Here is a 25,079-nt window from a genome sequence, read left to right as displayed (position 1 = left end):
GCCTGTCCGCCACCCCGAATCGGGGGGGGGGGGGGGGGGGGGGGGGGGGGGGGGGGGGGGGGGGGGGGGGGGGGGGGGGGGNNNCCCCGCCCCCCCCCCCCCCCCCCCCCCCCCCCCCCCCCCCCCCCCGCCCCTCGATTCATATCGGTCCCGTGCCGATATACACTATTGCCGTGCAGTTATTGAACGAAACCTATTCCACGACGTATTCCAACGGCCGTACCATCGTGATCCGAGACGCCGAAGACAGCGATCTCGACGACATCACCCGCATCTACAACATGGCCGTCGTCGTAGGCGGCAGCACCGCCGACCTGACCCCGCGCAATCTCGATCAGCGTCGCGAATGGGTCTATTCCCATAACCCGCGCGACCAGTACCCGGTGGTGGTCATCGAGGTCGACGGCAAGGTGGCCGGATTCGCGTCCCTGTCGCGATACCATGCCCGTGCCGGCTACTCCGACATCACCGAGTTCAGCTACTACGTCGACAAGGCGTTCTCCCGTCAGGGACTGGGCACCATGCTGGTTGACTGGCTGGTCGCCGCGGCCAAGCGCATCGGCTTCCGCATCGCGGTCTGTGTGGTCTTCGCCGACAACGCGGGGTCGACCGCGCTCATGCATCACTTCGGATTCGAACGCTACGGGTATCTGCCCAAGGCGTGCTGCAACGGAGACAAACTGCTCGACGTGGCCTACTGGTACAAGGAGTTGGGAAACTGATGGCATCTGATTTCTGGCTGATCGCAGGACTGGGCAACCCCGGTTCCAAATACGAGGGAACGCGACACAACATGGGCTTCATGTGTGCCGACGTGCTGGCCGAGCGCTGGTCCGTCAGCCTTTCCGACCACAAGGGTCTGGCCAGGCTCGGCAAAGGCGTCATGTCGCTCGGCGGACAGCGCGTGAAGTTCTTCCTCGCCAAGCCGCTGACCTACATGAACGAGTCCGGCAACGCCGTCTCCTCGATCAGCGCGTACTACGATATCCCGGCCGAGCATATCGTCGTCATCCACGACGATATGGATCTGGACTTCGGCCGCATCAAGGTCAAGGCAGGCGGTTCGGCGGGCGGCCACAACGGCATCAAGTCCATCGACCGTTCGCTGGGGACCAACAAGTACTCACGCGTCCGGCTCGGCGTCGGACATGCCCGACGCGGCCCGAACGCCCACGACAACACCGTCAACTGGGTGCTTGGCGGGTTCTCGCCCCAGCAGCGCAAGCAGCTCGACGAATTCCTCGCCGACGGCGCCGACGCCGCCGAAACCATCATCATCGACGGCCTGAGCCGGGCTCAGGAGCGATTCAATGGCCGCTGACCGGAACGTAGCGGCCGTGGACGGCTCGCTGTCCCCAATTCTCGAAGGACTGGATGCCGGCGGCCGCTTCCGTGCCACGGTCCGTTCGGACGAACATGTCCTGACCATCGGCGCGGCCGCCGGCATCCGGCCGGCGCTTGCCGCCGCCGTGGCCTCGACGCCGCCGAAGAGGCCGGTCGTCATGGTCGTCCCCTCCGGCCGCGACGCCGAGGAGACCGTGGCCTCGCTGCGTTCCTGGTATGACGGCGACCCCGACGACATCGCCCTCCTCCAGGCATGGGAGACACTGCCGCATGAACGGCTGTCGCCTCGGTCTGACACCGTCGCCGGCCGCATGGCCGTGTTCCGCAGGCTCTCCCATCCCGGGGCCGAAGGCGGCCTGTTCGGCCCGATCCGCATCCTCGTCATGCCCGTGCGTTCGCTCATCCAGCCCGTGGTCGCAGGCCTCGGCGACGTGGACCCGCTGGTGTTCACCCTCGACGAGGACATGCCTCTGGATACGGCAGCGTCCAGACTCGTGGAGAACGCCTATACGCGCACCGAGCTCGTCATGGACCGAGGCGAATTCGCCGTGCGCGGCGGTATCCTCGACGTATTCCCCCCGACCGCGCCGCATCCGGTCCGCATCGAATTCTTCGGCGACACCATCGACTCCATCCGCGAATTCCATGCCTCCGACCAGAGGACCTACGGCGACGGACTCAGGACGATATGGGCGACCCCCTGCCGCGAGCTGCAGCTCACCGAAGCGGTGCGTCGTCGTGCCGGCGAGCTGGCCGAACGCATCCCCAACGCGCGTGACATGCTCGAATCCATATCCCAGGCCATACCGGTGGAGGGCATGGAGTCGCTGCTGCCGGCCCTGGTGGACGACCTCGTCCCCGTGTCGACGCTGCTGCCGGCCGACGCCTGCGTGATGCTCGACGAACCCGAGCGCCTGCGTCGGGCGGGGGAGAACCTGAACAAGACCGCCGACGAGTTCCTGGCGGCCAGCTGGCACGTCGCGGCGTCCGGACATGGTTCCGGCGCCCCGATCAGTTTCGAGGAGGCCAGCTTCCTCGACTACGACGAAGTCGTGCGCGACCTCGAGCACTCCGGCCGTCAGGTGTGGTCCCTCGCCGATTTCGGCGTCGACCCCGAACGCAGCGGCCATGTCCTTCTCGATGCCGTGGCCCCCGAGGAGTTTCGCGGCGACGGGCAGAAGGCCGCATCCGGCATCCAGGGCCTTATCGACTCCGGTCTGCGTGTGACGATCACGGCGGCGGCCCACGGCACGCTGTCACGTCTGCGCCGCGCACTGGCCGAGACGGGCATCACCCGCATCGACTATCTGCCATCCTGCGCGGCGAACGGATTCATCGACCCGGCGGCCGGGATGGCATTGCTCACCGAACGTGACCTGACCGGCAAGTCCGGCGTGTCCGCCCAGGCGAAGACGCCGAAACGACGCCGCAAGAGCGTCGACCTCGTGGAGCTGAAGGCCGGCGACTACATCGTCCACGAACAGCACGGCATCGGCCGGTTCGTCGAGATGCGCCAGCGCACCATCGGCTCGGGGGCGACCCGATCGCAGCGCGAGTATCTGGTGGTCGAATACGCGCCGTCCAAGCGCGGCGCCCCTCCGGACAAGCTGTTCATCCCCACCGACCAGCTTGACAAGATCAGCAAGTACGTGGGCGCCGACGTACCCAAGCTCAACAAGCTCGGCGGCTCCGACTGGGCCGCCACCAAGGCCAAGGCCCGCAAGCACGTCAAGCAGATCGCTCAGGACCTAGTGAAGCTCTATTCCGCCCGTCAGCAGACCAAGGGATTTGCGTTCAGTCCCGACACGCCATGGCAGAAGGAACTGGAGGACGCGTTCCCCTATCAGGAGACCGCCGACCAGCTCACCACCATCGACGACGTGAAGGCCGACATGGAGAAGCCGGTGCCGATGGACCGGCTGATATGCGGCGACGTCGGCTTCGGCAAGACCGAAATCGCCGTACGTGCCGCATTCAAGGCCGTGCAGGACTCCAAGCAGGTCGCCGTATTGGTGCCCACCACGCTGCTCGTGCAGCAGCACTACGAGACCTTCACCGAACGTTTCGAGGGATTCCCCGTGAATGTAGCCGCCATGAGCCGGTTCCAGACGCCGTCTCAGATCAAGGCGACGACCGAGGGGCTGGCCGAAGGAACCGTCGATGTGGTCATCGGCACGCACAAGCTGCTCAATCCGAAGATCAGGTTCAAGGACCTGGGACTCGTCATCATCGACGAGGAACAGCGCTTCGGCGTCGAACACAAGGAGACGCTCAAGGCGCTGCGCACGAACGTGGACGTGCTCAGTCTCTCGGCCACGCCGATTCCACGCACACTGGAGATGGCCGTCACCGGTATTCGGGAGATGTCCACGCTCGCCACGCCACCCGAGGACCGCCTCCCCGTGCTCACCTATGTGGGAGCCTACGAAGACGCGCAGGTCACCGCCGCCATACGGCGCGAACTGCTGCGCGGCGGCCAGGTGTTCTATGTGCACAACCGCGTGAACGACATCGAGCGCACCGCGACCAAGCTCAAGGAGCTCGTGCCCGAAGCCCGCGTCGGCATCGCCCACGGCAAGATGGGGGAGAAGCAGCTGGACGCCGTCATACGCGACTTCTGGCATCGGGACATCGATGTGCTGTTGTGCACCACCATCATCGAGACCGGCTTGGATATCTCCAATGCGAACACGCTCATCGTCGACCATGCCGACAAGTTCGGCCTCTCCCAGCTGCATCAGCTGAGAGGCCGCGTCGGCCGAGGCCGCGAACGCGCATACGCGTACTTCCTCTACGACCCCTCCAAGACGATGACGCAGACCGCGCACGACCGTCTCGCCACCATCGCCCAGAACACGGCGCTCGGCTCCGGCTACGACGTGGCCATGAAGGACCTCGAGCTGCGCGGCACCGGCAACCTGCTCGGCGGCGAACAGTCCGGACACATCGAAGGCGTCGGATTCGACCTCTACGTGCGCATGGTCTCCGAGGCCGTCGCCGAATACAAGGAGCCGCAGCGAACCGAACCGGTGTCGGTCACCATCGACCTGCCGCTGGACGCATCCATCCCCGAAACCTACATCGATTCCGACAAGCTCCGGCTCGAAGCCTACCGGAAGATGGCCGCGGCACGCGACGAGCATGACCTTCGGGAACTGCGCGACGAACTCGCCGACCGCTACGGCAACCCGCCGAAGCAGCTCGACACACTGTTCGACGTCGCCCGTCTGCGTGCGAAGGCGCGGTCGTTGGGCATCAGCGAAATCGTGGCGCAGGGGCGAAACGTACGCATAGGCAAGGTAGACCCTCCCGAATCGGTGTCGATGCGCATCGGACGTATCTACAAGGGCAGCCAATACCGGCCGGTCACCCACACATACCTGATTCCCGCACCGTTCCAGGGATCGTTGGGATCGGGGGCCATGGACTCCGCGGCGGTGATCGACTGGACGGACCAGCTGCTCGACGACCTGGCATGGAAGCACACACCGAGAAAGCAGTCATGACGAACCCGACCACCATGACCGAACTGCGGCCATACCGCGCGCTCGCCGACATGGCTCCGGTCCTCGATCGCGACGGCGCCCCTATGGTCCTTCTCGACTCGCAGACGGGAGGGCGGTACTCCATACTCGGCATCAACCCGTACCGGCAGCTGATGCAATACGGCGACGACGTCAGGGAGTCGCGATACGAATCCGGTGCGTGGACGCAGCACGTCCATCATGACGCCGACGCCATGGACATCATCCGGTCCTGGTCCACGGAGTCCCATGACGGCGGAGTCCCGACTCCGACGCCATGGGAAGGCCAAGACGACCACCTGCCGTTCACGCACGGCGTCATGGGGTTCCTCTCCTACGACGACGGATTGAGGCGAAATGGTCTTGCATCCCGGCATGCGCGTCCGGAAGGGGCCATGCCCGACGCCGCATGGTGGGATTTCGACGACGTTCTCATCGAAGACCATCGCCATCGTCGAACGATGCTGATCTCCCACCATCGCAGGGACGACGGTCCTGAATCCGATGCGCGCCGTGACGGTACGGCACGCATCGAGGCCCTATGGCGGTCATTCGTCCCGAAGCCGGTCGAGCCGGACCCCGGACGGGTCGTGTCGTCATGGTCCTGCGACCATGACCGCGCATCCTACGTCCGGGGCGTCGAATCCCTGCGGGGCCATATGCGCGAAGGCGACGCCTACGTAGCCAACTACTCGCTGCGCCTTGCCGTCTCCAGTCCGCTGACGCCCATGCGCTTGTTCCAGAGGCTCTCTCACGGCAATCCGGCTCCGTACGCCGGTTACGTCAACGGCTGCGGCTGGCACATCGTCAGTTCGTCGCCCGAACGGTTCCTGCGATGCAGACGGCGTCATATCACCACCGAACCCATCAAGGGGACCCGTCCACGCTCGACCGATCCGGCCCAGGACCTCGAAAGACGGGCCGAACTCGAACGATCCGACAAGGACCATAGCGAACTGCTTATGGTCACCGACCTCGAACGCAACGACCTGAGCCGGGTCGCCAGGCCAGGAACGGTCGCGACGCCGGCGTTCGCCGTCGTCCACAGCTTCGCCCACGTCCACCATCTCATCTCCACCGTCGAGGCCGACCTCGCCTCCGGGCGGACGGTCGAGGACGCGATCGCGGCCATGTCGCCGGGCGGCTCCATCACCGGCGCGCCCAAGCGCCGTGTCATGCAGCTCATCGACGTCTATGAACGATCCGCCAGAGGTGCCTACACCGGCTCCCTCGGGTACATCGGATTCAACGGGGACGCCGATCTCAACATCCTCATACGCTCGGCCGTCCATATCGACCCGGGCGATATGCCGGGCCGTGGCGGCGGTTGCGAATACCGGATCGGGGCCGGGGGCGGCATCACCATCGAATCCGATCCCGATTTCGAATACGACGAGGCGATGCAGAAGGCCGAAGCCATCCTCGACGCCCTCGGATGCAACGTGAAAGGCCAATGGCATGACTGACATGAACACCTCCGCCCGCATCGACGGACATCACGGAACGACGGGTCCCGGCGGCGCGGCCGGCGGTCCCGGCGAGGGCTACCAGTTCGGACTCGGCGTATTCGAGACCGTCGCGGTACGGCAAGGCCGCGCGGTCATGCTCGAACGCCACATCGAACGTCTCCATCGCGGATGTCGTGCCATCGGCGTGCCGGACCCCGACGACACGTTTCTTCGGGAGCGCATCGACCGGCAGCTGCATCGGCTGAACAAGCAAGCCCCTGGATTATGGGCGTCATGCGCGCTGAAGATCATCGCCTCCGACGGCGAACTGACCCTGACCCAACGTCCGAACCCCTACGACGGATGGGCGGACGACCGGACCCTGAAGCTCGGATGGTGCCGGGCGTGGCGCAACGAGCGCTCGCCGCTGACCTTCCACAAGACCCTCAATCAGGGGGACAACATCCTCGAAACGCGCCAGGCGAAGGCCCTGGGACTCGACGGGGCCGTATTCGTGAACACGAGGGGCGAGATCTGCGAGACCACCAACGCCAACCTGTTCCTCGTGCGTGGCGGCGTCATACACACGCCGGCCGGGGAATGCGGACTGCTGCCCGGTACGGTGCGGCAATGGGTGTGCGAGCGCAGAACCGTGGCCGAGGGGCGCATCATGGTCACCGCCTCCCATGAAGATGCCGGCCGACGCGACCCGTTCGATGTCGGGCGGTGGGACGAGGTCTTCGCCACCAATGCGCTGATGGGCGTTCGTCCGGTGTGCCGCATCGGCGGCGCCGAGATGCCGGTGGGGCCGGTGACGAGGCATCTCATGCAGGAGTACGCAGAACTACTGAGGCAGTACTACTGAACTACTGGCGCCTTATATGTGAGCGCGAACATGAACATATCGGCAATATCCGATGAAAAACCGTCGCTTTGACGACACCTTCGGTGAAAATCTGGGCAACGTCCATAAAAGGCATTACTCTTAGAGTCTGTCAGCACAACATAATTTGTCTTAAGGAGAAGTTGTGGCAGCAATTGAAAGCGTGTACGCGCGCCAGATCCTTGATTCCCGCGGTAACCCGACCGTCGAGGTCGTCCTCGACACCGAAGACGGTGCTCAGGGCCTGGGTCTCGTTCCCTCCGGTGCCTCCACCGGCGAGGCCGAGGCTTGGGAGCGTCGCGACGGTGACAAGTCCGTCTACGGCGGCAAGGGTGTTCTCGACGCCGTCAAGGCCGTCAACGAGGTCATCGCCCCGGCCGTCATCGGCATGGACGCCTCCGATCAGCGCGCTCTCGATGAGACCATGATCGAGCTCGACGGCACCCCGAACAAGGGCAAGCTGGGCGCCAACGCCATCCTCGGCGTCTCCCTCGCCGCCATCTACGCTTCGGCCGAATCCGCCGACCAGCCGCTGTACCGCTACCTCGGCGGCACCAACGGCCACATCCTGCCGGTTCCGAACATGAACATCATGAACGGCGGCGCCCACGCCGACTTCGCCACCGACATCCAGGAGTACATGATCTCCCCGTACGGCTTCGACACCTACTCCGAGGCCCTGCAGGCCGGCGTCGAGGTCTACCACACCCTGAAGAACGTCCTGAAGAAGGAAGGCCTGAACACCGGCCTTGGCGACGAAGGCGGCTTCGCCCCGAAGATGAAGTCCAACAAGGACTCCCTCAACTACATCATGGACGCCATCTCCGCCGCCGGCTACGAGCCCGGCAAGCAGATCGGCATCTCCCTCGACGTGGCCTCCTCCGAGTTCTACAACAAGGAGACCGGCAAGTACCACTTCGAGGGCGACGACCGCGACTCCCAGTACATGCTCGACTTCTACGAGCAGCTCATCGAGGAGTACCCGATCGTCTCCATCGAGGATCCGTTCCAGGAAGAGGGCTGGGACGACTGGACCGCCATCACCAAGCTGCTGGGCGACCGCCTGCAGTTCGTCGGCGACGATCTGCTCGTGACCAACCCGGCCCGCCTGGCCAAGGGCATCGAGCTCGGCGCCGCCAACTCCCTGCTGGTCAAGCTCAACCAGATCGGCACCGTCACCGAGACGCTCGACGCCATCGAGCTCGCCACCAAGAACGGCTACACCTCCATGGTCTCCCACCGTTCCGGCGAAACCCCGGACACCACCATCTCCGACCTCGCCGTTGCCAAGAACACCGGCCAGATCAAGACCGGTGCCCCGGCCCGTGGCGAGCGCGTCGCCAAGTACAACCGCCTGCTCGAGATCGAGGAGGAGCTCGGCTCCACCGCTCAGTACGCCGGCTACAGCGCCTTCAAGGCCTGCAAGAAGTACATCGCCAAGTGAATTCCATCGCGTGACATCCACGCTTTGAACAACTGGTGAACAATACCCGTCGCATTCGGGCCAAGTCGAATGCGACGGGTATTTTCATACCTATGAGCAACAAGGACGCCAGATCGAAACGTCAGGGGAGGCCGTCGACCACGAAAAAGGGCGCGGTCCGCACGAACGGTGGCAAATCATCGGCGTCGTCGGGGCGGCTTTCCTCCGCTCCCATCACGTTCTTCCTCACCGTCATCATCGTGATACTGGGCTCCATCCAGCTGCTGTCCACATTCCACACCTATGCGTTGAACCTCGCCGAGCTCAACTCGCTGAAAAACGAGGAGGCGTCGCTGATCGCGCAGAAGGAGCAGCTCGACAACGACATCGACCGTTGGGGCGACGACGCCTACGTGACCGCGCAGGCGAGGGAACGGCTGGGCTTCGTGTTTCCCGGGGAGCGATCCATCCGCATACTGCACCCCGAGGCGGTGACCGGCAAGTCCACGGACTCCGATGCCTCGAACGGGTCGTCCTCCGACACCGAGCAGAAGCTGCCCTGGTACAAGGACATGTTCTCCTCATTCGAAAAGGCCGATGCAACGCCCACACAGTCAAAGGAAGGTAAATGACCAACGACGATATCCGACTGATCCAAGACGTCCTGGACGAGAAGCTCGCCGTGAAGCCCAGTGCGCGTGACATCGCGGTGGTGCAGAGCCAGCTGGGGCGTTTCCCGCGGGGCATGGTCGCGGTCGGCGCGCGCTGCGTCTGCGGCAATCCGCTCGCCGTCATCACCCGTCCGCTTGTGGATGGACGCATTCCGTTCCCGACCACCTGCTATCTCACGAGTCCCGAGGCGGTAAAGGCCGTATCGAAGATCGAGGCCGCCGGCGGCATGGCGGAATACACCAGGCAGGTGCAGGAGGATGGCGACGTGCGTCTGGCCTATGAGCGCGCGCATCGGCTGTATCTCGCGTTCCGTCATGAGCTGGCCGAACGCCTTGGCGACAGCGAGGAGCATATCGAGGGCATCAGCGCGGGAGGCATGCCCGTGCGCGTCAAGTGCCTTCATGCGCTGCTCGGCCATGCGCTGGTCATGGGGCGTGGCGTCAATCCGATCGGCGATGCCGTTCGCGACCGCATCTTCGGTGAATTCGATACCGGCGTCTGCCGGTGCTCGGTGATCGTGGACGACGAAACAGGGAAGGAGCATCTCGCATGACGGCGGTTACGGTAGGCGGCATCGACTGCGGCACCAATTCCATCCGGCTGATGATCGCCACGGTGAGCGAGAGCGGCATGACCGTGGAGGTGCCTCGCATCATGCGCGTGGTGCGTCTCGGCCAGGACGTGGACAAGACGCACCGGTTCGACGACGACGCGTTGGCGCGCACGTATGCCGCCATAGACGAGTTCGCCGCCGTGCTGAAGGAGCATCCGGTGGATGCGCTGCGGTTCGTCGCCACATCCGCCACTCGCGACGCCGAGAACCGAGACGAGTTCGAGGACGCCGTCCAGGCACGTCTCGGCGTGCGACCGGATGTCATTCCAGGCACGGAGGAAGCGGCGCTGAGCTTCCTTGGTGCCACGTCGGTGCTTGAGGCACAGGACGGGCCGCATATGCCTCCCGCGCCGTATATGGTCGTCGACTTGGGCGGCGGCTCCACGGAAATGGTCATCGGCGGCGACGGTGTCGAATCGCCGGCCGATCGTCCTTTCGCAGCGTTCTCCATGAACATCGGATCGGTGCGTATGAGCGAACGTCATCTGGTGTCCGACCCGCCGACGCAGCAGCAGATCGATGCGGCCATCGCCGACATCGACGCCCATATCGACGAGGCGTTCTCCACGGTCCCCGCAGGCAGGACCGGCACCCTGATCGGCGTCTCCGGAACGGTCACCACCATGAGCGGCATCGCCATGGGGCTGAAGGAATACGACCGTGAAGCCGTCGACGGCGCCATCGTGGCCGTGGACGACGCCCGTGCCACTTGCGACAGGGTGCTGCGGATGACCCGTGCCGAACGTGCGGAGTATCCGGTGATTCATCCCGGCCGCATCGACGTGATCGGCGGGGGAGCCCTGGTGTGGAACCGCGTGCTTGCGCGGGTGCGTGACGCCGTGCGCAGCGATTCCGGACGCGATCTGGAATCGTATGTGACCAGTGAGCATGGTCTGCTCGACGGCATTGTGCTGAATCTGGGCCGTCGCCTGCTGAACTCCTGAACACGTCCGACCATACGGGGCTCGAATGAGCCCCGTTTTCTCGGTGTTTCGTGGCATAATGGCCAAGTCGGCTTTCGCCGGCATGCCCCCGTGGCGGAATTGGTATACGCATCCGACTTAAAATCGGCCGCTTCGGCTTGTGGGTTCGAGTCCCACCGGGGGCACCTCGTCCGATGGTCATGGCGCATTCCGCGTCGCAATATGGACTGCGGTAACCTGCCTGTTCGAAATCCATGGCAGGATATAGCGCATGACTGACAAGAACCATTCTCTCCGGACTTCAGCGTCCTCTCCGGCGGCGGCAGCGGATACGGCGGAAGGCCCCGTGCCGCTGATGCTCGCCCAGGCCATCATCGTCGCGTCGGTGATGTGCGTGTGCGAGATCATCTGCGCGCCGGTCGTCATCAGCATGGCCTCGGGGGCCTTCGCCCTTGTCCCGTGGGCCGCCGTGGCATGTCTGCTGGCGGTCGTGTTCATGGCCATCCTCGGATTCGCGTTCCTCTGGCTCGCCGACAATCTCTCCCATAACTTCCCGGTGAGGTTCGCCCCGGTGAGCTACGGCATCGTGGGCATGGCCTCGTTCGGCATCTGGGGCGGGCTCATCTACCCGACGTTCATCAATTCCGTTCTGGAACCCGCCGGGCTGCCCTCCATCTCCGGCGGCGATGTGTGGGCCATCGCCTTCAACTGCGCCATCATCGGCCTGGTCGGTTTTCTGCTGGCGGCGATATTCGCGCCGAGGCTGTCGCGGCGTGTGCCGGCGTGCGTGGCCATGGGCGTCGTCGTACTGGCGCTGTCCGCGCTGGGCGCATTCTTCCTCTGGGGCTTCTACTCGGCTCTTGGCTAGGCGATACGGCACGGCCGAACGGTGATCACGTGCTTGCAAGTGTCTGCGATACCGTATACGTTTAACGGTTATATGCGAGCTTTTGGGCGCAGGAACGTCCGAATCCGATACACATATCAACGAATATCATGCAAGGAGCAATGATGAGCGAATCGACGATGCCCCAGGTCAATGCCGAGTTCGGCGCCGCGCCGCAGATCGAGTTCCCGACTCCGTCCGCACCCGCCGGTCTCAAGAGCGTGGAGATCGTGGAGGGCGACGGTCCCGTGGTCCGCAAGGGTGACACCGTCACCGTGAACTACCACGGCGTCGTGTGGGGCAAGCAGGCCCCGTTCGACTCCAGCTTCGAGCGACACAGCCCGGCCAGCTTCGGCATCGGCGTGGGACAGGTCATCAGGGGCTGGGACCAGACGGTTCCGGGCCACAACGTCGGCTCCCGACTCGTCGTGTCCATTCCGCCGGAGTACGGCTACGGCTCCCGTGGCGTCCCGCAGGCCGGAATCGGCGGCGACGACACCCTGGTGTTCGTCATCGACATCATTTCCACCCGCTGACGATAATCCACGAGGAGTTCACTATGGCAGAAGATAAGGTGCTGCTGCTCACCCAGGAGGCATACGACAAGCTGAAGGAGGAGCTGGCATGGCGCGAAGGCGAGTATCGCGATGACATCATCGCCAAGGTCGCCGCGGCCAGGGCCGAGGGCGATCTGAGCGAGAACGGTGGCTATCAGGCCGCCCGCGAGGCCCAGCGCAAGAACCAGGGACGCATCGACGAGCTTACGGTCAAGCTGCGTTCCGCCAAGATTCTCGAGGCCCCCGAGGCCGGCAACGTCGGCAACGGCTCGTTGGTGACGCTCGATGTCATGGGCAATGAGATGCAGTATGTGCTCGGCTCCCGTGACCTCGCCGTGGCCACGAAGTACGAGATCATCAGTCCCGAGTCGCCGATCGGCGCAGCCATCATGGGCGCCAAGCAGGGCGACACCGTGAGCTACAAGGCCCCCAACGGCCGTGACATCAAGGTCACCATCAAGGAGTCCAAGCCGCTGCAGGCATGATGCTTACTGATGCCGTGTGGCACGGTTCCGTAATATGAAGGATGGCGGTGGAGAACGCAATGTCTCCACCGCCATCCTTGCATTTCATCGTTTCGCTACATCAGCGCGACGATGACGAAGTAGATGGCGACCATATGGCAGGCGTAGCCGGCGACGGTGCCGCAGTGGAAGATCTCATGGAAGCCGAACACCTTCGGCCAGGGGTCGGGTCGACGCAGACCGTAGACGATAGCGCCGGCGATGTAGCAGATGCCTCCGGCCACGATGAGCCACACCACGACCGGGCCGGCGGCCGGGGACCGCCAGAACAGTCCGAGATACGCCGCGCCGGAGACGCCGAAGATGATGTACACGATGGTGTACAGCCATCGTGGAGCCGAAATCCACACCACATGGATCAGCAGCGCCACCAAGGTGCAGGACCATATGCCTATGAGGATGATGTCCCTCCAGAACGGTTCCAGCGCGAACGAGACCGGCGTGTAGGTGCCGGCGATCAGCAGGAATATGTTGACGTGGTCGATGCGGCGCAGCACGTCGGTCACCTTGGGGGACCAGTCTCCCAGATGGTAGCAGGCCGAGTTCCCGAAGAGAATCAGCGAGCATGTCATGAACACGGCGCAGGCCCATTTCAGCGGGGCCGTGCTTGACAGGCAGATGAGCACGATGCCCGCCGCCAGGGCGAGGGGAGTGGCGAATGCGTGGATCCATCCACGCATCAGGGGTTTGGGTCGGCCGTGGACGTCGAAACGGACGCGCCGGATGCCGAGGGCCTTGTTCTCGATGCGCCTGGCCTTCAGCTCGCCTTTGGCGAGCACGCGTTCGGCCTTCGCCTTCGCGCGGGCGCGCACCTCATCGGCCTTGGCCTGCCGGTCCTTGAGGAATGCGGCCCGTACGGCCTGACGGGTCTGTTCGAGCCGTTGCTCATGGGTTTGCTCCCTGTCGTCCGCGCCTTCGCCGGAATCGTGGGTCTGCAGCTGCGTCATGGATAGCTCACCTCGTCTGATAGGTCCGGCATCAATCCTACGTTACCGTAACTTACGCTTCCGTAGCTTTCGTGTCAATATACGGTGAACGTGTGTCAGAATCCGTGTTGCCTTTCGTGGTTTTCCTCGTCAACCGTTAGCATAAAACCATGGTTGATTTTTCTCATCTTGTAGCGAATAATCCGGATTTCGACGAATCGGACCGTGAGTGGCTGCATCATCTTATGGCGGATTGGCAGGTCATCGCCGACCTGAGCTTCGCCGACCTGCTGCTGGTGCTGCCGTCCCCCTCCGGACAGTTTGTGGTGGCGGGCCAATGCCGTCCCTCCACGGTGATGTCCATCCGATTCGAGGACATGGTCGGCAAGGTCATCGAGGGGGAGGACGCCCGTGCCATCTCCAAGACCATGAGCGAGCAGAAGATCTCGCGTCTCGACCACTACCGCGCGGTGGGCAACACCACCGTCTGCGACGTGTACGCCCCGGTCCGTCATAACGGCAAGGTGCTCGGTGTGGTGGTCCGCGAGACGAACATGGCCACGCGTATGCTCAACGGTCGTTTCGAATCGGAGAGCATCGCCGCCGGCAAGCGCCTGTTCGAGATGATTCCCGCAGGTACGTTCCCGTATCACGACACCATTCTCAACCAGCGGCATAACGCCCGCGTATCCGATGGCTTCATCGTGCTGTCCGTCGACGGCATCGTGGAGTACGCCTCGCCGAACGCCATCAGCTGCTTCCGTCGTCTCGGCTCGCTGGAGGTCATGGAGGGGCGCTATCTCTCCGAGATCGGCACCTCGCTGATCCATGAGAACGATCTGCTTTCCGAAACCCTGCCGCTGGTGCTTTCCGGCAAGGCCGCCGTCGACTCCGAGATCAACGCGAACCGGTCCACGGTCTCGATGCGGTCGCTGCCGTTCTTCGACGACCATGGACGTACCGGTGCCGTGGTGTTGTGCCGTGATGTCACCGAACTGCGCCGCCGTGAGAAGGAGCTGGAGACCAAGGATGTCGCCATCGCCGAGATTCACCATCGTGTGAAGAACAACCTGCAGGCCGTTTCGGCCCTGCTGCGACTGCAGGCACGCCGCACCAAGTCTCCCGAGGTGAAGTCGGAGCTGGAGGAGGCCATGCGTCGCGTGGAGACCATCGCCGTCGTGCATGAGGGCCTCAGCCAGACCGCCGACGAGATCGTCGACTTCGACAAGGTCATCTCCGACCTGCTGCGCATGAGTGTCGACCTCGCCACAAGCAAGGACCAGCACATCCATATCTCGTATCTCGGCAAGTTCGGCATGATGCCGGCCCAGGATGCGACGCCATTGTCGTTGGTGCTGACCGAGCTCGTCACCAATGCCGTCGAGCACGGCTTCCAAGGGCGCACCGAGGGCAACGTGTGGATTTCCGTTGGTCGCGGAGGCAACAACCTCAACGTCGTCGTGGAGGATGACGGCATCGGATACACATCGGAGTCCGATCAGGGTATGGCGCGTTCCAGCGGCTCGGGACTGGGAACGCAGATCATCAACACCTTCGTGACGAACGACTTCGGCGGTTCGGTCCGTTGGGAGCCGCGCCGCGACGGAGGCACCCGCGTGGTACTCGACATGAAGCTGCGTGCCGCCCAGTGATCGGTTTCGGCCGATGCCGTTGCAGTGAACAACACTGACAAAAAGTGGCTTCTCCGAAGGGAATCTTCGGAGGAGCCACTTTTTCGTATGCGTTCGCCGTTGCAAACGGCGACGGATGCAGGGGATGGGAGAATGCTATGCCTGCATCTGCAGCGCCGCAGAACGGCGGGCGCGCATGGCGCGACGCTTCAGCGCGCGGCGCTCATCCTCGCTGAGTCCTCCCCACACGCCGTAGTCCTGGTTCGTGTCCATGGCGCATTTCAGGCAGGCGTCGATGACCTTGCAGGTGCGGCACACCGCCTTGGCCTCTTCAATCTGCTGGTAGGCGGCGCCGGTGTTGCCCACCGGGAAAAACAACTCCGGATCCTTGTCTCGACAGGCCGCCTTGGCGCGCCAATCATATGCACTGCTCATCTGTGTCCCTCGATCCCGATTGAAATACAAAACTCTTATATACGAGCAAACCACGAATGCGGTCATTTTTCAAGAGTGAAATACCCAAAACATGTGGAGATGTCATTCCGCGGCGAGCCGGAAACACTGGATAAGGTGCGCCTGTCCGTGAACCAGCAGCATGCCCCTTCCCGGCGTACGCCAGTCGTCGTCATTGCATGACGACAGGGCCTGCGACGGTATACCGGCCATCATGTCGGAGGTCCTGTCCCCGGTGGGGAACAGTATGCGCATCGTGCAATGGTCGGGGAATCTCAGATGTCGCGGTGAGCTGAGGGCGAACACCACGGGGGTGCGCGGGTCCGCCAGTACCCGCATGAACTCGTCGTGCAATGCATCCATGCACAAGGGGTCGAGCAGGGCGTCGGCATCGTCCACCAGCCATATCGCCGTCGATTGCGGCGGCGGGGGAGGAGTGCCTTCGGCGTGGATTGCGGAAGGCCGTCTACCCGCACGCCGTGAGGACGGTCCCGTGACCGTCCTCACGTACTGTCCTGGACCATTGGCCGTGATATCGATGATCTTCAGGTCCGAGCGGTCGGAGAGCTGTCGGCGGATCAGACCGAGTATGGAGGTCTTTCCTCGTCTTTCGGGCCCGACAATGGCGATGTTGCCGGAATCCAGAGGAAGCTCCAGCGCTTCCAGCCTCACTCCGAGGTCAAGCAATCCCAACGGGACGGGGTCCAGTGGCCGTTTCGGAGCCGCGACGGGGCCCGGCCAGTCGGCCACATTCGGCAGCGGCGGTGAAAACAGGGGTGACGCATCGGTCTCGTTCAGGAATCGGCGGGCATGATCGCATCCATGGATAAGCGCCGCCGCCGAACCCGGCATCGCGCACCGGAACGCCGTGCGCCGTTCGCCATCGAACAGGTAGGCTATGCCGGGGTGCTGCGGACTGATGAACGCCGCATCCCTGATGCCAAGCAGCTCCGTCGACTGCAGAGGATCCCGTACACGTAGGCATATGTTCAGCCCGATGTTCGCCTTCATGTCCCCTCCGATCTGTCCCATGGGATTCTGCGTGCATGCGATGAGATGCATGCCCAGGGAACGCCCCAGCGAGGCCAGTGCCACAAGCTGCGTCATATAGTCCGGCAGCTGTTGCCTCAATGCATGGAACTCGTCGATGACGACCATGAGCCGTGGCGGGGGATCGTCCAGTTCGTCGGTGCCTGCGGCATGATGCTCCGCGACCAGTCTTTCCCGTCTGCGCAGCTCCGCCTCGATGGCCCGCAGGGCGCGTACCGCATGGTCGAGGTTCAGATCGGACACGAATCCGACCGTGTGGGGGAGACGGTGGAGCATGCGGAACGCCGCGCCGCCCTTGAAGTCCAGAAAGACGAAGTTCAGCATCGATGGCGGGAACCGGCATGCCAGCGACAGACACCAGGATTCCAGCAGAACGGATTTGCCGGAGCCCGTTGTCCCTGCCACCAGGGCATGCGGTCCGGCTTTCGGGAGATTCAGGGTCGTCGTCCGGCCTTTGTCGGATTCCCCGACGGCGACGTCATGCATGCCGTCGAGCACGTCCTTCTTGCAGGTTCGCTGTGCCTCCGAGGCCTCATGCCAGTTGCGTGCGATACGGCGCCAGAGATGGTCGGGACGGGAGGCTTCAAGGCCAAGCAGCGGTTCAAGCTGCGGATGCAGCATCGCGCATCGGGCCGCATCGGGCCGCATGGTGTTCCTGTCGTCCGGAGGGGGCTGTCCTGCGTCGGGCGATGTCTTTGGCATGGCGCGGCGGCGATGTGCGGCCATCGCCGCGATGGCGGATGCCAGACAGCCGATCAGCCCGGGGATGACGAGGCACAGGAACATCCAGCGCCGTTCCGCAATCATCACCACGAGTAGTGCGGATTGTCCCAGAACGGGCGCGACCATGGAGATGGCCAGCAGCGTCGATTCGTTGCGCGTGTCGCGTTTTGTTGAAAAACCCATGTTTCCATGGTGACGTCCGATGCGATGTCAGGGCAAGCCGAGAGAGGAATGTGGACGAACGTGAACGGTTTTCACAATTCCACGCGTATCGCCGCCTCGGGACGGCGACGTCTACATGCCTCCTACGGTACCGGGATCGTGGGTGCCCGCCTCCAGCTGGTCGAAGAGCTGGGTGTTCCTGGTGCCATCCAGAAGAATCGTCGATCCGATGCCCGATGACGGATAGTAGTTGGGATTCTGATAGTACAGCGTGCCGGTTATGCCATTGGACCCGGTGGCCGACTTGAAGGCCAGCGCCATGGCGGCCAGGGAGAAGGCATTGGTTTTCTCGTCCACCGTCAGGGAGGACAATCCCGCCTTGGCGAGTTTCCTGACCTTGACGGGATTCGCGAGCACCGAAGGCGATGAGGCCTTCTTCGCCACTGCGGCGATCACTTCGCGCTGTCGCTTGGCTCGACCGATGTCACCGGTCGGGTCGGAATAACGCATGCGGGAGAATGCCAGGGCCGTGGCGCCATCGGCCGTATGGCAGCCCGCCTTCCAGTTGAGACCCGATCGGGCGTCGTTCACGGTGCTGTCATAGCACAGCTCCACGCCACCGACGGCGTCGACGACCTTCTCCACGCCGCCGAAGCCGATCTGCACCACATGGTCGATTTTCATGCCGGTGATGCTCTCCACCTCCGAGACCAGGGAGGGATACCCTGCGAGAGTGGAGACCGCATTGATCTTCATGTCCTGGTTGTTGACGTTGACCAGGGAGTCTCGCGGGATGGAGATCAGCGAGCTGTTGCCCGACCTTGGCTTGGTCAGCACAAGGATGGAATCGGTGCGGGAGCCACTGACGTCCTTCGAAGATCCGGTGCCCGCCGTGCCGTCCCTTTCATCGCTACCGAGAATCAGCCAGGTGGATGCCGGGGTGTTGCGCATATCGGTAAGCATGGACCTGTGGTTCAGCTGGCCGTTGACCCAGCCGAGCGTGCCGAATACGAGAACAAGCACAAGCGCCAGCAGGGCGCCGACGACGAGCAATGCGATTCTTTTCGCACTGGGGCGTCGCATGGCCGTCGTATGCATCCGGCCTGCGCGGCCCGCCTTTGCCGGGCGCTTGGGTGAACGGCGCAGCGAGGACGGTGATGTCGACGCCGGCCGTTTCGCTGCCTCATATGTGCGCGCGGCCCCGGCATGACGCGGCGTATCCACGCCCGTCGAGGGGGTGAAGCTCGGCGGCGTCGACGATGCGCGTTCGTGCGCGTTCGCGCGAGGGCCCTCGCTCCGGTGCCGCATGGCCGTTCGAGGACGGACGGGGATCTCCTGGGGCTTGAAGGACTGCGGCGTCTGCTCGGATGAAGCAGGCGTGGCGCGTCGTCGTGGGGCTCCCGAGGGGATGAAGCTTGGAGGATTGCTCCCTGACTGGTTGTCAAGAGGCCCCTGTCCCATATTTGATTCCTCCTCGGGTGACGGCGATAGTGCTGCAATGACTATTGCGCAAAACGTTGCAGCAGATGAAGAATATCGTCAATCCTTCTCAGGAACGGCACAGAATGGGGGAGGCGCCATAAAAGGAGCGGAAGGGCGAACATTATCACTGAACATTTCAAAATGCGGTAATGACACTCAAGAGACTTGACAAAACGCGAATAACAAGTGTGTAATTTAGCACGGACTTGGTTTCTGGTCCGTGATAATGAGCAGGCATTGCGGGAGGTTTCGGCATGTGGGGGGTGTTCGATGATTCCCAGAATCAGCACGAGCGAGGTGCCGACGGCAATGCCCTTCTGGAGCTGTGGGGACTGTTCAACCCCGATGAGGACGTGTCATGGCAGCACAAGGCCTTGTGCGCGCAGACCGATCCCGAGGCGTTCTTCCCGGAAAAGGGCGGATCGACACGGGACGCGAAGAAGGTATGCGCCGAATGCGAGGTGCGTGAGCAGTGCCTCAAATGGGCCATCGACCACGATGAGCGTTTCGGCATCTGGGGCGGCATGAGCGAACGCGAGCGCCGGCGGTATAAGAAAGAACATGGTAAAGAACGGGCCTAGCATATCCGCCAAAGCGACGTCCGGTGTTCTACAGTGGAAAAGATGAATCCTGTTATTGATGAGGCGCGAAGCGTGCAAGATGTAGTGGGCGGTGTCCTCGCCGAATGCCGGGTGTCTGCCGAACAGTCCGTGGAACCGGCCGTGGCCGCCATAATCACCGTGGAGGAGGATCGACGATTCCTTTCGAGGACCCTACGATCCGTATTGAATCAGACGGTGCTTCCCTCGGTGATCGTCATCGCCGACTGCACCGACGAGGGACAGTCCGCAACCAAGACGACGTTGAATGCGGATTCATCGATGCAGGGCGTCGAGGTGCGTCTCGTCGGTGCGGCCGGGGCCTCGTCGTTCGGACAGGCCGTTCGCAAGGCGCTCGATAATGCATATCTGTCTACGACGGTGCGATCGTTGTGGCTCCTGCATGATGATTCGCGGCCTCGTGACGCCTCGTGCCTCGAAACCATGCTCGAGGCATGGCGCAACGCGCCGACCGCCGCCGTGCTCGGCTGCAAGCAGGTCGGATGGGACGAGGACGAAACCCTGCATGACGTGGGCTGTTACGCTACCGCCAACCACGGTGTGGCCTCGCTGGTCGTGGACGGTGAGCCCGATCAGGAGCAGTATGACGCCCGTCAGGACGTCTACGTGGTCGATCTTGCCGGTGCGCTGGTGTCGCTGCCGGTGTGGCGCACCCTTGACGGCACCGACCCGGCTATGGGGGAGTTCGCGGAATCGGCCGATTTCTGCCGTCGCGTCTGTCTGTCCGGCGGCCGTGTGCTTGTGGTTCCCAAGAGCGCGATCGCTCACCGTCGTGCGAGATTCGAGGGATTGCGTACCCATGACGGCGAACCGACCCGTCACGAAAGCGCCAGGGTCGCTGCGGATCTTATCGACGCGCGGGAACGTTACCGGTTCACCGACATCCGTCTTGCGCTGTGGGCACCCATGTGGGTATGGCGGTTGCTGGTCTCCATCGCATTGTTCGTCAGGCAGCTCGTGGGTAAGAGGCCATATGAGGCGGCTTGCGAACTGGGGGCGCCGTGGCGCCTGCTGCTGTCGATGCCCCGCCTGATCGGCTCCCGCAGGAAGGTGGCCCGGCAATCGACCACCACACTGCGACAGCTGACCGTGCTGGTGGCTCGTCGCGATCAGGTGGCGCAATGGCGTGAACGAAGCGACGCATTCGCCGACTCGAAGAACGTGCCTCTGCTCAGCCCCCTTGCCGTGGCCCATCTGCGCAGACAGCGCCGTCGTCGTCTGGCCTGGGCCTCCGTCATGGCCGTGCTGGCCTTTGTTGCGGGCCTGCTGGTGAACCTTGACGCGTGGAAGGCCCTGGTTACCGGCGGGAGCTTCCACTCCTCGACGCTGATCGCCTCCGCGGCGTCATGGCGCCAGCTGTTCGAATCGGCGACGTCGGTCTATACCTACGCCGATGGTCTCGGCGTGGCGGCTCCTCCGTCACCGTTTCTGCTTGTGCTGACGGTCGCCTCGGCCGTCACATTCGGTCATGTCACCGCCGCCATCGGGCTGATGGTGTTCGCCGCCGCCCCGTTGTCGGCGTTGTCGTTCTGGGCGCTTGCCGGCATCTTCACCCGTTCGAACCCGATCCGCGTCGTCATGGGACTGTTGTGGTGCGTGTTCGGCGGGGTCTTGGGGCTGTATTCGCGGGGGGATCTCCCCATGCTCACCGTGATGGTCTTCCTGCCTGCGGCCATGGCGTTTGTGTTCCGTGCGGTGGGTATGTATCACACCGAGGATGCGGTCTCCGCCACGGCCTCGGTGCAGTCGGCAGCGCTGGCCTCGCTGTGCATGATGATGGTCGTTGCGGCCGAGCCGCAGCTGGTGCTGCCGCTGCTCGTGGTGTTCGCCGCCTTCATGGTGCTCGTACGTTCCCACAGGACCATGCTGCTGCTCATTCCGGTTCCCGGAGCGTTTGCGCTTGCCCCCACGCTGCTCAACGTCGTACTGAATCTTCAGGATGGTTCGTATCGCCAGATTTTTGCAGACATGAATCCGGCAGCCGGCGATGCCGCGACGGTTTCCGCGTCGAATCTGTTCTCGCTGACGTTGCATGCCTTTGGATTCGATTCGGGCATTGACTTCCGTGCCCTATTGTCTGCGGCGAACGTGGGTGCGCTGCTCGCAATGCTCAGCCTTGCGGCGCTGTGCATCATCGCGGCGTGCGCACTGCTGCTTCCCTTCGTGTTGCGTGTCTCCCGCATGATGTGGGTCATCGTCGTGGCCGGCGCTTTCGAGACGCTGCTCGCCGCGCGAGTGGCCGTCGCCCCCTCACAGGACGGCCCGGTCGCGGGAACCGTTCTCCCCGGTCTGGCCTTCGTCATGGTCGGTGTGCTCGCATGCGTGTGCATGGTGGCCGGCCGCGCGGCGAAGCCGTTCTCTCCGCTGGTCTCGCGTGAGGTCGACCACAGTCGTGCCATCGGCTCGAAAGACCGCGGCCACTACGCGCGGCGCAATCTCATCATCGTCGCACGTGCGTTGCTGGTGCTGCTGCTTGCGGCATGCGTGGCACTATGGGGTGCCATCGGCGGTGTCAGGGCCTATAAGGGGGAGCGCCTTGCCCCGCAGCGCTATGAGCTTCCGCTGATCGCCCAGGATTATCTTGCCTCGGGCAACGGGCACAGGATTCTGGCGTTGCGTGCCGATTCCTCCACGGAGGTGTCGTTCTCGTCCATGAGAACCGCGCGGGGCGATCTCATCGACTATTCGCCGTCGGTTTCCGCCGCGCGCGTCTCCACCGGATGGGATCGGACGTCCCAGACCATCGCCTCGTCCTCCGCGACATTGCTGCAGCATAACGACGATGCCGCCATTGCGAAGATCGTCGATCTGGGGTTCGGGGGCATCTATATCCCGTACGCGCCCGATTCGGCGAGCCGTTCGCTGGTCTCCAACATTCTGGCGAGCGATGGCACGCAATCCGTTGTCAGCAACGAATCAGGCACGTATATTCGTCTCACCGTCGACGACACGACCACGCAGGGCATCGACGAATCCGGTGAGACCCAGGCACTGCACAGTCCCTGGAGATGGGCATGGCTATGGTGCATGGGAATCGTCACGATACTGTATGTCGTCGTCGCATTCCCCCGCATCCGTCGAAATGGGGTGAAGGCATGAGCAAGACATCGCGGCACGGGGGAGCACGTTCCCGCCGGTCCATATGGGGCACGGTCGCAAAGGCCACGGCTTCCACCGTCACATTGGTGGCATTGCTCGGCCTGTTCGGCATCGTCACGGTATTCGTTCCCCTGCGTGGCGCCATCGACCATGGCGACGGCGAGGCGTCGCATGCCGTGGCCGTAGGCCAGACCACGTTGCAGACGGTGTGCCCCGCACGCATGCAGTTGGCGGACACCGGTTCGTACGGCGACGCCGCATACCGGTCATCCGAAGGCGACATCACCGGCAAGACGAGGTTCGCGTCATTCGGTTCCCTTTATGATTCCTCCGTCACCGATATCAGCGGCGACAACAAGCAGAAGACCGCATCCGTCGATATGTCGGATTCCACCAAGGCCTTCATCCACCAATCCGGTGCCGATAAGAAGTCGTCACTGCACACCACCCGTCTTCTCGAGACGAACAAGGGTTCGGGCGCGGCCTCCGCCATGGCGTCATGGGCCACCAAGGGAGACCTGCAGGGCGTCTCGTCCACGCGATGCGTCGTTCCGCAGCTGACCCAGTCTCTGCTGCTTCCGGGCACGCAGACCGGTTGGACCCAGCAGCTCGTACTGTCCAATCCCTCGGATAAGTCCACAACGGTCGCCATTGAGGCCCGGGGCACCAAGAGCGGCGAGCCGATCGCCCTCGCCACCGACAGCAAGGTGACCGTGGCCGCCAATGGCGAGACCGTCGTCAATCTTTCGGCCGCGGCACCGTCGCAGCAGGGACTGTATGTCACGTTGAACAGCACCACCACGGCGGTCGCCGCCGTGGTACGCGTCGTGCATGCCGAAGGGCTTGTCTCCCGCGGCTCCGACTTCGCCACGTCGGTGGGCGTCCCCTCCGAAACGCTGATGTTGCCCGCAGTGGCATCAGGCAGCGATGTCACCGTCGAGGCGTTCGCCGAGAAAGCCGGCGAGGCCACGTTGTCATGGGTGACGAAAGCGAAGACCATCAAGGCCAAGACGATCAGGCTTGATGCCAACAAGGTCGCGGTGCTGTCGTTGGGCAAGGCTCCATCCGACGCCGTGGGCGTGAGCGTCAGCGCCGACGTCAGGATGAACGCGGCGGCCATGTGCGTCGAGAACGGTTCGGACCAGTCTGATTTCTCCCTGGTCCAGGCCGCCGACATTCAGGAGGTCAGCGCCATCGCGCTTCCCGAAGGCATCGACGCGCTTATCGATGTCGTCAACACGACCGACGACAAGACGACGGTCACATTGACCGCATATTCACAGCAGGGTGATCAGGCCGGTGTCAAGGAGATCACGCTCAGCGGTCATCAGGCCGTGTCGCTGGCCCCGAAGGACGTGGCCAAGAACGCGGCCGCCCTGACGTTGCACGACACCGGCAAGGCCGTCGCCTGGGGCGCCGTCGTCCGTAGCGACGCGGTATCCAAGGCCAAGGTCAGCGGCCTCGGCTACATCGGCTCCACCAGTCTCATGCCGATGCAGGCTTCGGTGCGTGTGAACAGGTCACTGGATATCGTGCAATAGCATGTTCCTTCATACATGAAGAAGGGCCATCCCCGCAAAACGGGATGGCCCTTCTTCGATAAGGACGTTCGGCTCGAATCTAGAAGCCCCAATCCGGATCGATGTCCTCCGGATGCTTGCCGCTGAGATCGGCAAGGCAGGATACCAGCTCGTCACGGATGATGAGCTGCAGATCGATTCTGTTCACGGCACGCTGCTCGATGGGACGGCGATACAGTACGATACGGGCGGGAATGCCGTGGTTGGCGGGGAAGCTCTGGGAAAGAAAGGCGCGCCTGGTCTCCCACGAGACCGGCGCCGAGGGCGGCACGTCCTCCACGGCGCACTGCACACCATCCAGCAGCTGGGGCCAAGCCGTATGCAGCCTTTTGAGCTGTGCCACGACCATGCTGTCGAACATGCCGGCCTTGGTGCGGTATCGGGGCATGCGGATGCCGAACGTCGCCTGTCGGTTGCCCCGGCCGTGTCGGTTGCGGTAGATCTTGCGTTCCCAGGGCAGCGGGGTTCCCCCGGTATGCAGCATGCCGGTGGATGTCGTTTTCTCTTCGGTCATGGCATACAGCCTAATCGCCGAGCGGACGTTTTGTCCGGTGTT

At 63.5% G+C, this 25,079-nt stretch carries 21 protein-coding genes and 1 tRNA gene; 17 read left to right on the top strand and 5 right to left on the bottom strand.

Annotation, left to right across the window (positions count from 1 at the left end):
* Positions 1-173 precede the first annotated feature (173 nt).
* The 13 genes from GFD18_RS01695 (at position 174) to GFD18_RS01635 (ending at position 12,758) form a co-directional block, all read left to right on the top strand.
* Positions 174-722, top strand: a complete 549-nt coding sequence (locus GFD18_RS01695; RefSeq protein WP_318644303.1) for a GNAT family N-acetyltransferase — start codon at positions 174-176, stop codon at positions 720-722.
* Entirely contained in the window at positions 722-1,321 is a 600-nt protein-coding gene (pth, locus tag GFD18_RS01690; protein ID WP_163199726.1) for an aminoacyl-tRNA hydrolase, read from the top strand. Before GFD18_RS01695 ends, pth begins: the two co-directional genes overlap by 1 nt.
* Positions 1,311-4,850, top strand: a complete 3,540-nt coding sequence (mfd, locus tag GFD18_RS01685; protein ID WP_163199727.1) for a transcription-repair coupling factor — start codon at positions 1,311-1,313, stop codon at positions 4,848-4,850. Before pth ends, mfd begins: the two co-directional genes overlap by 11 nt.
* Positions 4,847-6,334 (top strand): anthranilate synthase component I family protein, encoded by a 1,488-nt coding sequence (locus GFD18_RS01680; RefSeq protein ID WP_225432854.1) that lies wholly within the window; start codon positions 4,847-4,849, stop codon positions 6,332-6,334. The genes mfd and GFD18_RS01680 overlap by 4 nt, the downstream gene beginning before the upstream one ends.
* Positions 6,327-7,181 carry an aminotransferase class IV gene (locus GFD18_RS01675; protein WP_225432853.1) on the top strand — a complete coding sequence of 285 codons (855 nt, stop codon included), beginning with the start codon at positions 6,327-6,329 and terminating at the stop codon, positions 7,179-7,181. Before GFD18_RS01680 ends, GFD18_RS01675 begins: the two co-directional genes overlap by 8 nt.
* Positions 7,182-7,344: 163 nt before the next feature.
* Positions 7,345-8,643, top strand: coding sequence for a phosphopyruvate hydratase (gene eno / locus GFD18_RS01670; protein ID WP_163199729.1), 1,299 nt, complete (start codon positions 7,345-7,347; stop codon positions 8,641-8,643).
* A gap of 92 nt (positions 8,644-8,735) precedes the next feature.
* Complete coding sequence (locus GFD18_RS01665) at positions 8,736-9,254, top strand: FtsB family cell division protein (RefSeq protein ID WP_163199730.1); 519 nt, start codon at positions 8,736-8,738, stop codon at positions 9,252-9,254.
* Entirely contained in the window at positions 9,251-9,847 is a 597-nt protein-coding gene (locus GFD18_RS01660; RefSeq protein ID WP_163199731.1) for a DUF501 domain-containing protein, read from the top strand. Before GFD18_RS01665 ends, GFD18_RS01660 begins: the two co-directional genes overlap by 4 nt.
* Complete coding sequence (locus GFD18_RS01655; protein ID WP_163199732.1) at positions 9,844-10,851, top strand: Ppx/GppA phosphatase family protein; 1,008 nt, start codon at positions 9,844-9,846, stop codon at positions 10,849-10,851. Before GFD18_RS01660 ends, GFD18_RS01655 begins: the two co-directional genes overlap by 4 nt.
* Positions 10,852-10,935: 84 nt before the next feature.
* Positions 10,936-11,015: transfer RNA gene (locus tag GFD18_RS01650), tRNA-Leu, on the top strand.
* 86 nt (positions 11,016-11,101) lie between these two features.
* Positions 11,102-11,698 (top strand): 4-hydroxybenzoate polyprenyltransferase, encoded by a 597-nt coding sequence (locus tag GFD18_RS01645; RefSeq protein WP_163199733.1) that lies wholly within the window; start codon positions 11,102-11,104, stop codon positions 11,696-11,698.
* Between the two features lie 143 nt (positions 11,699-11,841).
* Positions 11,842-12,252, top strand: coding sequence for an FKBP-type peptidyl-prolyl cis-trans isomerase (locus tag GFD18_RS01640; RefSeq protein ID WP_100511194.1), 411 nt, complete (start codon positions 11,842-11,844; stop codon positions 12,250-12,252).
* A 23-nt stretch (positions 12,253-12,275) separates the two neighbouring features.
* Positions 12,276-12,758 (top strand): GreA/GreB family elongation factor, encoded by a 483-nt coding sequence (locus GFD18_RS01635; RefSeq protein ID WP_100511193.1) that lies wholly within the window; start codon positions 12,276-12,278, stop codon positions 12,756-12,758.
* Positions 12,759-12,853: 95 nt separating this feature from the next.
* Here GFD18_RS01635 and trhA read toward each other — a convergent pair whose 3' ends face one another.
* Positions 12,854-13,744 (bottom strand): PAQR family membrane homeostasis protein TrhA, encoded by an 891-nt coding sequence (trhA, locus tag GFD18_RS01630; protein ID WP_163199734.1) that lies wholly within the window; start codon positions 13,742-13,744, stop codon positions 12,854-12,856.
* A 149-nt stretch (positions 13,745-13,893) separates the two neighbouring features.
* Here trhA and GFD18_RS01625 point away from each other — a divergent pair, with 149 nt between their 5' ends.
* Positions 13,894-15,375 (top strand): sensor histidine kinase, encoded by a 1,482-nt coding sequence (locus tag GFD18_RS01625; protein WP_163199735.1) that lies wholly within the window; start codon positions 13,894-13,896, stop codon positions 15,373-15,375.
* Positions 15,376-15,510: 135 nt separating this feature from the next.
* Here the strand turns inward: GFD18_RS01625 and GFD18_RS01620 are convergent, their stop codons facing one another.
* The 3 genes from GFD18_RS01620 to GFD18_RS01610 all read right to left on the bottom strand — a co-directional run bounded on the left by GFD18_RS01620 (position 15,511) and on the right by GFD18_RS01610 (position 19,203).
* The gene (locus tag GFD18_RS01620) at positions 15,511-15,789 is read right to left on the bottom strand and encodes a WhiB family transcriptional regulator (protein ID WP_093961469.1); all 279 of its coding nucleotides are present in this window, start codon (positions 15,787-15,789) and stop codon (positions 15,511-15,513) included.
* A gap of 102 nt (positions 15,790-15,891) precedes the next feature.
* Complete coding sequence (locus GFD18_RS01615) at positions 15,892-17,763, bottom strand: FtsK/SpoIIIE domain-containing protein (RefSeq protein WP_225432852.1); 1,872 nt, start codon at positions 17,761-17,763, stop codon at positions 15,892-15,894.
* A 111-nt stretch (positions 17,764-17,874) separates the two neighbouring features.
* Positions 17,875-19,203 carry an LCP family glycopolymer transferase gene (locus tag GFD18_RS01610; RefSeq protein ID WP_163199736.1) on the bottom strand — a complete coding sequence of 443 codons (1,329 nt, stop codon included), beginning with the start codon at positions 19,201-19,203 and terminating at the stop codon, positions 17,875-17,877.
* 275 nt (positions 19,204-19,478) lie between these two features.
* On the opposite strand from GFD18_RS01610, the gene GFD18_RS01605 reads away from it, so the two are divergent.
* From GFD18_RS01605 to GFD18_RS01595, 3 genes are all read left to right on the top strand, one after another.
* Positions 19,479-19,805: a WhiB family transcriptional regulator gene (locus GFD18_RS01605; RefSeq protein ID WP_225432850.1), complete on the top strand. Its 327-nt coding sequence runs from the start codon at positions 19,479-19,481 to the stop codon at positions 19,803-19,805.
* 72 nt (positions 19,806-19,877) lie between these two features.
* Positions 19,878-22,943 (top strand): glycosyltransferase, encoded by a 3,066-nt coding sequence (locus GFD18_RS01600; protein WP_163199737.1) that lies wholly within the window; start codon positions 19,878-19,880, stop codon positions 22,941-22,943.
* Entirely contained in the window at positions 22,940-24,484 is a 1,545-nt protein-coding gene (locus GFD18_RS01595) for a DUF5719 family protein (RefSeq protein ID WP_163199738.1), read from the top strand. Before GFD18_RS01600 ends, GFD18_RS01595 begins: the two co-directional genes overlap by 4 nt.
* A gap of 79 nt (positions 24,485-24,563) precedes the next feature.
* Here GFD18_RS01595 and GFD18_RS01590 read toward each other — a convergent pair whose 3' ends face one another.
* Positions 24,564-25,037, bottom strand: a complete 474-nt coding sequence (locus GFD18_RS01590; RefSeq protein WP_225432848.1) for a metallopeptidase family protein — start codon at positions 25,035-25,037, stop codon at positions 24,564-24,566.
* Between the last annotated feature and the right edge of the window lie 42 nt (positions 25,038-25,079).

The organism is Bifidobacterium saimiriisciurei (assembly GCF_010667655.1).
Taxonomy (GTDB): domain Bacteria; phylum Actinomycetota; class Actinomycetes; order Actinomycetales; family Bifidobacteriaceae; genus Galliscardovia; species Galliscardovia saimiriisciurei.
Note: the sequence above shows the minus strand (reverse complement) of the source record. Positions and strands in the feature narration are given on the sequence as shown.

What these genes read in the sequence shown, in the direction of transcription:
- pth (WP_163199726.1), top strand. Translation starts at nt 722, where the DNA reads ATGGCATCTGATTTCTGGCTGATCGCAGGACTGGGCAACCCCGGTTCC.
- mfd (WP_163199727.1), top strand. Translation starts at nt 1,311, where the DNA reads ATGGCCGCTGACCGGAACGTAGCGGCCGTGGACGGCTCGCTGTCCCCA.
- GFD18_RS01680 (WP_225432854.1), top strand. Translation starts at nt 4,847, where the DNA reads ATGACGAACCCGACCACCATGACCGAACTGCGGCCATACCGCGCGCTC.
- GFD18_RS01675 (WP_225432853.1), top strand. Translation starts at nt 6,327, where the DNA reads ATGACTGACATGAACACCTCCGCCCGCATCGACGGACATCACGGAACG.
- GFD18_RS01665 (WP_163199730.1), top strand. Translation starts at nt 8,736, where the DNA reads ATGAGCAACAAGGACGCCAGATCGAAACGTCAGGGGAGGCCGTCGACC.
- GFD18_RS01660 (WP_163199731.1), top strand. Translation starts at nt 9,251, where the DNA reads ATGACCAACGACGATATCCGACTGATCCAAGACGTCCTGGACGAGAAG.
- GFD18_RS01655 (WP_163199732.1), top strand. Translation starts at nt 9,844, where the DNA reads ATGACGGCGGTTACGGTAGGCGGCATCGACTGCGGCACCAATTCCATC.
- GFD18_RS01645 (WP_163199733.1), top strand. Translation starts at nt 11,102, where the DNA reads ATGACTGACAAGAACCATTCTCTCCGGACTTCAGCGTCCTCTCCGGCG.
- GFD18_RS01640 (WP_100511194.1), top strand. Translation starts at nt 11,842, where the DNA reads ATGAGCGAATCGACGATGCCCCAGGTCAATGCCGAGTTCGGCGCCGCG.
- GFD18_RS01635 (WP_100511193.1), top strand. Translation starts at nt 12,276, where the DNA reads ATGGCAGAAGATAAGGTGCTGCTGCTCACCCAGGAGGCATACGACAAG.
- trhA (WP_163199734.1), bottom strand. Translation starts at nt 13,744, where the DNA reads ATGACGCAGCTGCAGACCCACGATTCCGGCGAAGGCGCGGACGACAGG.
- GFD18_RS01625 (WP_163199735.1), top strand. Translation starts at nt 13,894, where the DNA reads ATGGTTGATTTTTCTCATCTTGTAGCGAATAATCCGGATTTCGACGAA.
- GFD18_RS01620 (WP_093961469.1), bottom strand. Translation starts at nt 15,789, where the DNA reads ATGAGCAGTGCATATGATTGGCGCGCCAAGGCGGCCTGTCGAGACAAG.
- GFD18_RS01615 (WP_225432852.1), bottom strand. Translation starts at nt 17,763, where the DNA reads ATGGGTTTTTCAACAAAACGCGACACGCGCAACGAATCGACGCTGCTG.
- GFD18_RS01610 (WP_163199736.1), bottom strand. Translation starts at nt 19,203, where the DNA reads ATGGGACAGGGGCCTCTTGACAACCAGTCAGGGAGCAATCCTCCAAGC.
- GFD18_RS01605 (WP_225432850.1), top strand. Translation starts at nt 19,479, where the DNA reads ATGTGGGGGGTGTTCGATGATTCCCAGAATCAGCACGAGCGAGGTGCC.
- GFD18_RS01595 (WP_163199738.1), top strand. Translation starts at nt 22,940, where the DNA reads ATGAGCAAGACATCGCGGCACGGGGGAGCACGTTCCCGCCGGTCCATA.
- GFD18_RS01590 (WP_225432848.1), bottom strand. Translation starts at nt 25,037, where the DNA reads ATGACCGAAGAGAAAACGACATCCACCGGCATGCTGCATACCGGGGGA.